The 11,001-nt window shown below is 69.9% G+C and carries 7 protein-coding genes and 1 other RNA gene; 5 read left to right on the top strand and 3 right to left on the bottom strand.

Features of this window, described 5'->3' with window-relative positions; all coding sequences use genetic code 11:
- Positions 1 to 436: 436 nt before the first annotated feature.
- On the bottom strand, positions 437 to 1,339 hold the full coding sequence (gene argB / locus C667_RS15180; RefSeq protein ID WP_004367987.1) for an acetylglutamate kinase: 903 nt from the start codon (positions 1,337 to 1,339) through the stop codon (positions 437 to 439).
- Between the two features lie 211 nt (positions 1,340 to 1,550).
- Here argB and C667_RS15175 point away from each other — a divergent pair, with 211 nt between their 5' ends.
- Entirely contained in the window at positions 1,551 to 2,453 is a 903-nt protein-coding gene (locus C667_RS15175; RefSeq protein ID WP_004367985.1) for a ZIP family metal transporter, read from the top strand.
- A gap of 76 nt (positions 2,454 to 2,529) precedes the next feature.
- Here C667_RS15175 and ffs read toward each other — a convergent pair.
- Positions 2,530 to 2,628, bottom strand: an RNA gene (ffs, locus tag C667_RS25105) — signal recognition particle sRNA small type.
- Positions 2,629 to 2,773: 145 nt separating this feature from the next.
- Positions 2,774 to 4,465: an AMP-binding protein gene (locus C667_RS15170; RefSeq protein ID WP_004367983.1), complete on the bottom strand. Its 1,692-nt coding sequence runs from the start codon at positions 4,463 to 4,465 to the stop codon at positions 2,774 to 2,776.
- A 251-nt stretch (positions 4,466 to 4,716) separates the two neighbouring features.
- On the opposite strand from C667_RS15170, the gene C667_RS15165 reads away from it, so the two are divergent.
- From C667_RS15165 to C667_RS15150, 4 genes are all read left to right on the top strand, one after another.
- Positions 4,717 to 5,538: an NADPH-dependent oxidoreductase gene (locus C667_RS15165; RefSeq protein WP_004367981.1), complete on the top strand. Its 822-nt coding sequence runs from the start codon at positions 4,717 to 4,719 to the stop codon at positions 5,536 to 5,538.
- Positions 5,539 to 5,583: 45 nt separating this feature from the next.
- Positions 5,584 to 6,999, top strand: a complete 1,416-nt coding sequence (locus tag C667_RS15160; protein WP_004367979.1) for a hypothetical protein — start codon at positions 5,584 to 5,586, stop codon at positions 6,997 to 6,999.
- Between the two features lie 184 nt (positions 7,000 to 7,183).
- Positions 7,184 to 9,895: a cation-translocating P-type ATPase gene (locus C667_RS15155; protein WP_004367977.1), complete on the top strand. Its 2,712-nt coding sequence runs from the start codon at positions 7,184 to 7,186 to the stop codon at positions 9,893 to 9,895.
- 140 nt (positions 9,896 to 10,035) lie between these two features.
- Positions 10,036 to 11,001 (top strand): SLC13 family permease (locus tag C667_RS15150; protein ID WP_004367975.1); only part of this gene is annotated, 966 nt, incomplete at its 3' end.

The raw sequence follows: 11,001 nt of genomic DNA, 5'->3' as shown, positions 1-11,001 counted from the left end.
TGAACCATCGCGCCTCCCGGGCCTCCCGTACGAGCCGCTTTCGCGCCGGCCGGCGCGCCTGCACAACGCACCCCGCCCGGCGGGTTGTAGGAGCGCCCACAGGCGCGAATCGGGCGGCGAAACAATCGGCGTGCTCGAAAACGCCCACCGCCGCCTTCGCGCCTGCCGGCGCTCCTACATGAACCATCGCGCCTCCCGGGCCTCCCGTACGAGCCGCTTTCGCGCCGGCCGGCGCGCCTGCACAACGCACCCCGCCCGGCGGGCTGTAGGAGCGCCCACAGGCGCGAATCGGGCGGCGAAACAATCGGCGCGCCCGAAAACGCCCACCGCCGCCTTCGGGCCTGCCGGCGCTCCTACATGAACCATCGCGCCTGCCGGGCCTCCTGTAGGAGCGCCGGCAGGCGCGAACCTCCGGCGCTCGATCGGGCGCGCTGTCTTACTTGCTCTTGATCATCGTACCGACGCCGTGGTCGGTGAGGATCTCGAGCAGCAGGCAGTGTTCTACGCGGCCGTCGATGATGTGAACCGACTTCACGCCGTTGCGCGCCGCGTCCAGCGCCGAGCCGATCTTGGGCAGCATGCCGCCCGACAGCGTGCCGTCGGCGACCAGGTCGTCGATCTGGCGCGGGGTCAGCCCGGTGAGCAGGTTGCCCGCCTTGTCGAGCACGCCCGGGGTGTTGGTGAGCAGCACCAGCTTCTCGGCGTGAAGGATCTCGGCGAGCTTGCCGGCGACCACGTCGGCGTTGATGTTGTAGGTCTCGCCCTCCTCGCCCACGCCGATCGGCGCGATCACCGGGATGAAGTCGCCCTGGTCGAGGAAGGAGATCAGACTGGGATCGATGCCGGTGATCTCGCCCACCTGGCCGACGTCGATCAGGTCGCCCACCGGGGCGCCGTGCTTCTGCATCAGCAGCTTCTTGGCGCGGATGAAGCCGGCGTCCTTGCCGGTGAGGCCCACCGCCTTGCCGCCGTGCTTGTTGATCAGGTTGACGATCTCCTTGTTCACCTGGCCGCCGAGCACCATCTCGACCACCTCCATGGTCTCGGCGTCGGTCACGCGCATGCCCTGGATGAACTCGCCCTTCTTGCCCATGCGGGTGAGCAGGTTCTCGATCTGCGGGCCGCCGCCGTGCACCACCACCGGGTTGAGGCCGACCAGCTTGAGCAGCACCACGTCGCGCGCGAAGCAATCCTTGAGGTGCGGATCGGTCATCGCGTTGCCACCGTACTTGATGACGATGGTCTTGTCGAAGAAGCGTTTGATGTAGGGCAGCGCCTCGGCGAGGATCTCGGCCTTGCGGGCGGGCGTGACGTCTTGCTGGTGAACGGGCTGGGTCATCGGGAGACTCCTTGATCGGACAGCGGGATTCTAGTGGCCAGCCCGCGGAACCGGAAGTGCACTGCAGCAAAGGGCGGCGGCGCAGCCTACAGAATACACACTCGCTATTCGAATCGTCGAAACATTCAATTGGAACTATTGAGCCGGATCGCCGACACTGAACTCACCGGACATGGCGGCCACGCCGCCGAGCTCAAGGAGGATCCCCATCATGGTCGATAAGGTCGCTCGCCTGCATTTCCAGCATGCCAGCCCGGCCGGCGCCCTGCGCATGCTCAGCGGCTGGCTGATCGCCGTCACCGGCCTGGCGCTGCTCGTCGCCCAACTCGTGCGCAGCGTCGAGGGCTTCGAGCTGGCCGTCTCGGGTGCGGTGGCGGGCGGCGCGATGGCGGCCGCGGCGACCGCGCTGGGTGCGGTGCCGCTGCTGGTCGTGCGCCAGATCGGCGCCAGCGTCCAGGGCATGCTGCTCGGCTTCGGCGCCGGCGTCATGCTCGCCGCGAGCGTGTTCTCGCTGCTGCTACCCGGCTTCGACGCCGCGCTCGCGCACACCGGCACGGAGACCGGGGCCGCGCTGCTGGTGGCGTTCGGCGTGCTGCTCGGCGCCGGCGGCCTGCTCGCGATGGATCGCGCCCTGCCGCACACACACTTCCCGGAAGGTCGGCGCAGCGGCGCCGCGGTGTGGCTGTTCGTGTTCGCGATCGCGGTGCACAACATCCCCGAAGGCCTGGCGATCGGCGTGGCGGCCGGCCTCGAAGGTAGCGGCGCAGGCTCGGGCGACGCGGTCGCGGCCGGCATCTCGCTGCAGAACGTGCCCGAAGGCCTGATCGTCGCGATCGCCCTGGTGGCGGCGGGCTACGGGCGCTGGTTCGCCTTCGGCGTGGCCGCGGTGTCGGGCCTGATCGAGCCGATCGCGGCGATCGCCGGCTCGATGATGGTGTCGGTCTCGGCGACCATCCTGCCCTGGGGCCTGGCCGGCGCGGCCGGTGCGATGCTGTTCGTGGTCAGCCACGAGATCATCCCCGAGTCGCACCGCCGCGGCCACGAGACCCTGGCCACCGGCGGCCTGATGGTCGGCTTCGTGATGATGATGCTGATGGATACGCTGGTGGCGTGAGGGGTCAGGAGTGAGGCGCCAGGCGCTAGGCGAAAAAGGCGAAGGGCGCTCCGAGGAGCGCCCTTCTTGTGTTCGGGGTGGCGAGCCTGACCCCCGGCACTTGCAGGGAGCGGCTGTGGCTGCTGCCTTCCGGCCCTGACCAGGTTCACCGCGCTGCAATGCGGGGAGACCCGCCACGGCCGGCATTGTAGCAGCACCCCGGCCGCTGCGGTGCGGCAAAGCGATCGTACCTCGGGCAATCGCAACAACCGACCGGCCCGCTCCCACAGCGCAGGCGCCGGGCGCGCGCGGCACCTGCCGCGAACACCCGTCGATCGCGATCAGCCCTTGAGCTCGGGGAAGTCTTCCTCGAAGAACTCCAGCTCGCCGCGGGCGGCCTCGCCGCGCGCTTCCTCGGCCTTGCGCAGCTCGACGCGGCGGATCTTGCCCGAGATGGTCTTGGGCAGGTCCGCGAAGGACAGGCGGCGGATGCGCTTGTACGGGGCCAGGCGTTCGCGGGTGAAGGCGAAGATGTCCTTGGCCAGCTCGCGGCTCGGCTCCTGGCCGGCGACCAGGATCACGAAGGCCTTGGGCACCGCCAGGCGCACCGGGTCCGGGCTGGGCACCACCGCGGCTTCGGCGACGGCCGGGTGCTCGATCAGCACGCTCTCGAGCTCGAAGGGGCTGATGCGGTAGTCGGAAGCCTTGAACACGTCGTCGGCGCGACCGACGTAGGTGATGTAGCCCTCGTCGTCGATGCTGGCGACGTCGCCGGTGCGGTAGTGGCCGTCACGCATGACCTCGGCGGTCTTGGCCGCGTCGCCGGCGTAGCCGACCATCAGGCCGACCGGGCGGTGCTCGCCCATCACCAGCGCGACCTCGCCCTCGACCGAGGGCTTGCTCTCCGCATCCAGCAGGGCGATCTTGTAGCCGGGCAGCGGGCGGCCCATGGAACCGGGCTTGAGCGGCTGATCGGGCGTGTTGCCGATCTGCGCGGTGGTCTCCGTCTGGCCGAAACCGTCGCGGATGGTGATGCCCCAGGCCTTCTTCACCTGCTCGATGACCTCGGGGTTGAGCGGCTCGCCGGCGCCGATGAGCTCGCGCAGCTTGGTCTTCACCGCGGCCAGGTCCTGCTGGATCAGCATGCGCCACACGGTCGGGGGCGCGCACATGGTGGTGACCTCGTACTTCACCAGCACGTCGAGCAGCGCGGCCGCGTTGAAGCGGTTGTAGTTGTACAGGAACACGCAGGCGCCGGCGTTCCAGGGCGCGAAGAAGCAGCTCCAGGCGTGCTTGGCCCAGCCCGGCGACGAGATGTTCATGTGGCGGTCGTTGGGCTTGAGGCCGATCCAGTACATCGTCGACAGGTGGCCGACGGGGTAGGACTGGTGGGTGTGCAGCACCAGCTTGGGCTTGGAGGTGGTGCCCGAGGTGAAGTACAGCAGCAGCGGATCGTCCACGCGGGTCACGCCGTCCGGGATGAACACGTCGGACTCGGCCGCGGCCTCCTCGAAGGCCTTCCAGCCCGCGGGCGCGCCGCCCACGGCGATGCGGCCGAAGCTGCCGGGCAGGCTCTCGAACTTGTCGGTGTGCGCCTTGCCGATCACCACGTGCCTGACCTGGCCGCGCTCGACGCGGTCCACCAGGTCTTCCGGGGTCAGCAGCGTGGTGGCGGGGATCACCACCGCGCCGAGCTTGATCGCGGCGAGCATGGTCTCCCACAGCGGCACTTCGTTGCCGAGCATGATCAGGATGCGCTCGCCGCGCTTGACGCCCTGCTTGCGCAGCCAGTTGGCGACGCGGTTCGAGCGCGCCGACATCTCGGCAAAGGACAGCTTCGCCTCGCTGCCGTCTTCCTCGATGATCCACAGCGCCGGGTTGTCGTTGCCCTTGGCCATCGAGTCGAAGTAATCCAGCGCCCAGTTGAACTCCTTCAGCTTGGGCCACTTGAAGCCGGCGTAGGCCGTCGCGTAGTCGCTGCGGTGCTGCAGCAGAAAATCGCGTGCGGCGAGAAATTCATTGACTGCGCTCATGGTTCTCTCCTCTCCAGGACGTCGTTGAAATGCTGCAGGCGGCTGACTTCCCGCCCAATTCCGCTATGTTACGTTGACGTTAACGCAGCGCACCATTCTTGATTGAAATTATGTTTCCGTACAGGAAAGCACGCCACGCGCCGGCACCCGCGCTAGCCGCCCGAGACGAAGGGCTGCCGAGCACCGCATCTGCAATCGATATACTTGCACCTCTCCGGCGATTCTCGCCTCCGAACATGCAAGGAGCAACCATGCCCCAGCCCTCGTCCCGTCTGCAAGCGCGCTATGGCAGCGACTCGGTTCCTGCCGAGATCGCCCTCAACCCGCTGATCGAGCACCTGCTCGACCACCGCTCGGTGCGCGCCTACCTGCCCGACCCGGTCACCGACGCCGAGCTCGCCGCGATCGTCGCTGCCGCGCAGTCGGCGGCGAGCTCATCCAACCTCAACGTGTGGAGCGTGGTTGCGGTGCGCGACGCCGAGCGCCGCGCCAGGCTGGCCGAGCTCGCCGGCAACCAGGCCCACGTGCGCGAGGCGCCGCTGCAGCTCGTGTGGCTCGCCGACCTCGCCCGCCTGCGCCGCATCGCCACCGCCCTGGAACGCCCGGCCGAGGGCCTCGACTACCTCGAGATGTTCCTCACCGGCGTCATCGACGCCGCGCTCGCCGCGCAGAACGGCGCCGCGGCGGCCGAGTCGCTCGGCCTGGGCATGGTGTACATCGGCGGCATGCGCAACCGCCCCGAGGAGGTCGCCGAGCTGCTCGGCCTGCCGCCCGGCGTGTTCGCGGTGTTCGGCATGTGCGTCGGCCGCCCCGATCCGGCGCGCCCGGCCGACATCAAGCCGCGCCCGCCGCAGGCGGTGGTACTGCACCACGAACGCTACGCGCTCGACGCCCAGGACGCCGGCATCGCCGCCTACGACCGCGCGATGGAGCGCTTCTACGCGGAGCAGAAGATGAACGTGCACGGCACCTGGAGCGTGCACTCGTCCAAGCGCATCGCCGGCCCCGAGACCCTGTCCGGCCGCCACCGCCTGGTCGAGGCGCTCAACGCGCTCGGCTTCGCGCTCAAGTAAGGCAAGCCCCTCCCGCCCGTTCCTCCTGCCCGAGAAGGATCCGCCATGCGCACCCGCAACACCACGCTGACCACCGACCAGAAGGCCCTCGCGGTCAACCTCGACAAGTACAAGTACGGCTCCATCGTCGAGATCGGCGCCGGGCAGGAGGTGGCGCGTCGCTTCTTCCACGTCGGCGCCGCCGCCGGCACCATCGCCAAGACCATGTCGGCCTACGACATGGCGGTCAGCGACGACATCTACGGCCACGTCGACCGCTACGTCAGCCGTGCCCGCCTGCTGCAGATGCTCGACAAGGAGTTCACCCAGGTCGTCGCGCGGCTGGCCCACGTGCGGCCCAGGAACACCACCTTCTTCGCCTACGCCGCCACCGTCACCGCGCGCAGCTTCAAGCAGAAGAACGAGTGCCACGGCTGGATCGGCATCCGCCTGCAGCTGCACCCGGGCGCCGAGCCGAGCGACGTGGTCATGCACGTGCGCATGCTCGACAACGACAACGCGCTGCAGTCCGAGGCGCTCGGCATCCTCGGCGTCAACCTCATCCACGGCGCCTTCTTCCACCACGACCAGCCCGAGTGGGTGGTGGAGGGGCTCGCCGACGGGCTCGGCTCCGAGCGCATCGAGGTCGACCTCATCCACTTCTCCGGCCCCTACTTCGAGGAAGTGGAGAACCGCCTGATGAACCTGCACCTGATCCGCAGCTGGCTCACGCGCGCGGTGGTGTTCAACCCGCAGGGCGAGGTGGTGGTGCCGGGCGAGCTCCTCTACCGCAAGCCGGTGATGGTCATGCGCGGCAGCTTCAAGCCGGTCACCCTGGTCAATGTGGACATGATGAGCGCCGGCGTGCGCCAGTTCAGCCAGCTCGCCGCGGTCGACGACAACGAGATCGTCTCGCTCGCCGAGATCACCATGAACTCGCTGATCAGCGGCGACAACGTGGACGGCGCCGACTTCCTCGCCCGCATCGACCTGCTCGCCTCGCAGGGCTACACGGTGATGATCTCGGACTACGTGCGCTTCTTCCGCCTGCGCGCCTACCTCCGGCGCTACACGCAAAAGCCGATCGGCATCGTGCTGTCGGTGCGCGACTTCCAGTTCCTGTTCGACGAGAAATACTACGAGGGCCTGGAGGGCGGCATCCTCGAGGCCTTCGGCAAGCTCTTCCCGGACAACACCCACGTCTATGTGTACCCGTCGCGCCCGCGCGGCACCGACGCCTCGGCCACGGTCACCCTCGACAACGTGGCCGTCCCCGACAACCTGCGCCACCTGCTCGCCCACCTCAAGGAGAACGACAAGCTGGTCGCGGTGCAGCCGCACGACGACACCCACCTGCACATCGACATCGGCGAGGTGCTGGCCGGCCTGCGCCGCGGCCGCGGCGAGTGGGAGGCCGACGTGCCCGAGGCGGTTGCGCAGCGCATCATCGACAAGCGCCTGCTCGGCTACGACACCGAGTGAGCCGCCCCCGCGCGCGCCTGCACACCCGAGGACCCTGCCCTGCGCGGGGTCTTTTTTTGAACTTCGGCGGCCGGCGCGGTCTGTTTTAATGCGGCGCAACATCCGCGCCGCAGCCTTCTTCCTTTCGATCCCGCGCCCGCGCAATCCTGCGCGCGGCGCATCCGCACCGGCCCGGAGCACGGACATGAGCCCGCGAACCGCCCCGCTCTCCCCCCTCGAACACGCCCACGCCCGCGCCGCCGACGAGGTCCTGTCGGCGCTGGACAGCTGCCCGGCGGGCCTGTCCGCGGACGAGGCCGCGCGCCGCCTCGCCGAGGTCGGCCCCAACCGCCTACCGCAGCCGCCCCGGGAAGGACTGCTGAAGCGCTTCTTCAAGCACTTCAACGACGTGCTCATCTACGTGCTGCTGGGCGCCGCCGCGATCACTGCGGCCCTCGGCCACTGGATCGACACCGGCGTCATCCTTGGCGTGGTGGTCATCAACGCCCTCATCGGCTTCATCCAGGAGGGCAAGGCCGAAGAGGCGCTCGAGGGCATCCGCAAGATGCTGTCGGTGCATGCGCACGCCCGCCGCGACGGGCAGTGGTCCGAGATCGAGGCCGACGACCTGGTGCCGGGCGACATCGTGCGCCTGCGCTCGGGCGACCGCGTGCCGGCCGACCTGCGCCTGGTCGAGGCCACCAACCTGCGCATCGAGGAGTCGGCGCTGACCGGCGAATCGGTGCCGGCGGACAAGAACACCGATGCGGTCGCCCCTGACGCCGGCGTCGGCGACCGCTTCAGCATGGCCTACTCCGGCACCCTGGTCGCCGCCGGTCGTGGCATCGGCGTGGTCACAGCCACCGGCCCGAACACCGAGCTCGGCCGCATCAACCGCATGATCGCCGAGGTGCAGACCCTGCAGACCCCGCTCACGCGGCAGATGGCGCAGTTCAGCAAGATCCTGTCGGTGGTCATCGTCGCGCTCGCAGTGCTCATGCTCGGCATCGGCTTCAGCCTGCACGACTTCCCGCTCGCCGAGCTCTTCCTGGCTGCAATCGGCTTCGCGGTCGCGGCCATCCCCGAGGGCCTGCCCGCCATCCTCACCATCACGCTCGCCCTCGGCGTGCAGCGCATGGCGCATCGCAACGCCATCACGCGCAAGCTCACCGCAGTCGAAACGCTCGGCTCGGTCACCGTGATCTGCTCGGACAAGACCGGCACGCTCACGAAGAACGAGATGACCGCGCGCCACGTCGTCACCCGCGGCGGCGCTTACGACGTCAGCGGCACCGGCTACCGGCCCGAGGGCGAGATCACCCTCGAGGGCAAGGCCGCCCGCCTGGACGACCACGGCCACCTGCACGCGGTGATCGAGGTCATCGCGGTCGCCAACGACACCCATGTCGCCGAGGAAAACGGCCAGTGGAAGGTGACCGGCGAACCCACCGAGGGCGCGCTGCGCGCCCTCTCGCACAAGGCCGGTTTCGACGCCGAGGCCCACGAACGCCACGCCAGCATCCCCTTCGAGTCGGCCAACAAGTTCATGGCCACGCTCAACACCACCCCCGGCGGGCAGCGCCGCATCCTGTTGAAGGGTGCACCCGACCGCCTGCTCGACCGCTGCCACCAGGAGCTCGGCACCGGTGGCGAGCTCGAGCCCCTCGATCGCGCGTTCTGGGAAGCGCACATCGACGCGCTGAGCGCCGACGGCCTGCGCGTGCTCGCCGCCGCGGCGCGCGAGGTATCCGCCAGCAAGGACGCGCTCGCGCTCGAGGACCTCGAGGAGGACATGGTCTTCCTCGGCCTCATCGGCATCATCGACCCGCCCCGCCCCGAGGCGATCGAGGCGATCCGCTCCTGCCACGAGGCCGGCATCCGCGTGAAGATGATCACCGGCGACCACGCCGGCACCGCACGCGCGATCGGCATCGAGATGGGCCTGGGCACGGCCGACACGCTGAAGGTGATCTCCGGCGCCGAGATCGAGACCGCCAGCGACGAGGAACTGCAACGGATCGCCCACGACTGCGACATCTTCGCCCGCACCAGCCCCGAGCACAAGCTGCGCCTGGTCAAGGCCCTGCAGGCGCGCGGCGAGGTGGTGGCGATGACCGGCGACGGCGTGAACGACGCCCCCGCGCTCAAGCGCGCCGACGTCGGCGTGGCCATGGGCATCAAGGGCACCGAGGCCACCAAGGAGGCCGCCGAGATCGTGCTCGCCGACGACAACTTCTCGACCATCGAGCGCGCGGTCGAGGAAGGCCGCACGATCTACGACAACCTGCGCAAGGCCATCCTCTTCATCCTGCCCACCAACGGCGCCCAGGGCTTCGTGATGCTCGCCGCGGTGGTGCTCGGCCTCACCCTGCCGCTCACGCCGGTGCAGATTTTGTGGGTGAACATGGTGGTGGCGGTCACGCTCGCGCTCGCGCTCGCCTTCGAGCCCGCCGAGCCGGGCGTCATGCAGCGCCCGCCGCGCAAGCCCGGCGCGCCGATCATGGACCGCGCGATGCTGTGGCGGGTGGGCTTCGTGTCGCTGCTGATCGGCGGCGTCACCATCGTCTCCTTCGAGTATTCGCTGCTGCAGGGCATGGAGCTGCAGGCGGCGCGCACGATGGCGGTCAACACCCTGGTGGTGGCCCAGGCCTGGTACCTCTTCAACAGCCGCTTCCTCAGCGCCTCCAGCCTCTCGCCGGCGCGCCTGTTCACCAACCCGGCGGCGCAGGTCTCGGTGCTGATCCTCACCCTGCTGCAGCTCGGCTTCGTCTACCTGCCCTTCATGAACACCTGGTTCGGCACCACCCCGCTCGCCCTCGAATACTGGCTGCCGCCGCTCGCGATCGGCGCGGGAGTCTTCCTCGTGATCGAGGCCGAGAAGGCGCTGCTGCGCCGACGCGGGGCCCGGGCCGGCTGAGCGGGCGCGGCGCGCCCCTTGGCGAAACCCCTGATTTGCCGGGCATACGCGGCGGAACTACATTTGCATGAAAGCTCCGCCGCGACCGCCGGCCCGGCCCCGCCGGGCGCAGGCTGGGCGCTCGCCCCCTGCAGGCCCCGATGACCCCGGACCAGACCCTCATCCTCGCCATCCTCGCCGCCACCGTCGGCATGTTCCTGTGGGGGCGCTGGCGCCACGACATGGTCGCGGCCGGCGCCCTGCTCGCCTGCGTGCTCGCCGGGCTGGTCGCCCCCGCCGCGGCCTTCGCCGGCTTCGGTCATCCCGCGGTGGTCACCGTGGCCTGCGTGCTGGTGCTCAGCAGCGGCTTGCAGCGCACCGGGGCGGTCGACGCCCTCACCCGCCGCGTGCTGCCCGGCGGCGCCGGCCCGACGCTCAGCATCGCGGCGCTGTGCGTGCTCGCTGCCGTGCTGTCGGCCTTCATGAACAACGTCGGCGCGCTCGCGCTGTTGATGCCGGTCGCAGTGCAGATCGCCGGCCGCCTGGCGCTGCCGCCCGGCAAGCTGCTGATGCCGCTCGCCTTCGCCTCCATCCTCGGCGGCACCACCACCCTGATCGGCACCCCGCCCAACCTGATCATCTCGGGCTTCCGCGCCAACCAGTCCGGCCAGGGCGGCTTCGCGATGTTCGACTTCGGCCTCGCCGGCGTTCCGCTCACGCTCGCCGGCCTCGCCTTCATCGCCCTGCTCGGCTGGCGCCTCGTGCCCGCGCGCGCGCAGCCCGGGGCGGCCGGCTTCGACACCGGCGCCTACCTCACCGAGGCGCGCGTACCCGAGGGCAGCAAGGCCGCCGGCATGCGCCTGCGCGAGATCGAGCTGGAGCTCGACGCCGCCGACGCGCAGATCGTCGGCCTGGTGCGCAACGAAGTGAAGATGAACGCCCCGAGCGGCGGCCGGGTCGTGCGCGCCGGCGACATCCTCGTCATCGAGGCCGAGGTCGGCGCGCTCCCCGGCGTGCTGTCGGCGCTGGGTCTCGAGCTCGAGGAGGCCGCAGCCGCGCCCGCCCCCGCGGACAGCGCGGCCGACGCAGCGCCCGAGGACACCGGCGCGCCGGCCGACGACGCCCCC

The sequence above is a fragment of the Thauera phenylacetica B4P genome, from assembly GCF_000310225.1.
Classification (GTDB): Bacteria; Pseudomonadota; Gammaproteobacteria; order Burkholderiales; family Rhodocyclaceae; genus Thauera; species Thauera phenylacetica.
Note: the sequence above shows the minus strand (reverse complement) of the source record. Positions and strands in the feature narration are given on the sequence as shown.

Coding starts and splice junctions, on each gene's coding strand:
- argB (WP_004367987.1), bottom strand. CDS start 1,339: ATGACCCAGCCCGTTCACCAGCAAGACGTCACGCCCGCCCGCAAGGCC.
- C667_RS15175 (WP_004367985.1), top strand. CDS start 1,551: ATGGTCGATAAGGTCGCTCGCCTGCATTTCCAGCATGCCAGCCCGGCC.
- C667_RS15170 (WP_004367983.1), bottom strand. CDS start 4,465: ATGAGCGCAGTCAATGAATTTCTCGCCGCACGCGATTTTCTGCTGCAG.
- C667_RS15165 (WP_004367981.1), top strand. CDS start 4,717: ATGCCCCAGCCCTCGTCCCGTCTGCAAGCGCGCTATGGCAGCGACTCG.
- C667_RS15160 (WP_004367979.1), top strand. CDS start 5,584: ATGCGCACCCGCAACACCACGCTGACCACCGACCAGAAGGCCCTCGCG.
- C667_RS15155 (WP_004367977.1), top strand. CDS start 7,184: ATGAGCCCGCGAACCGCCCCGCTCTCCCCCCTCGAACACGCCCACGCC.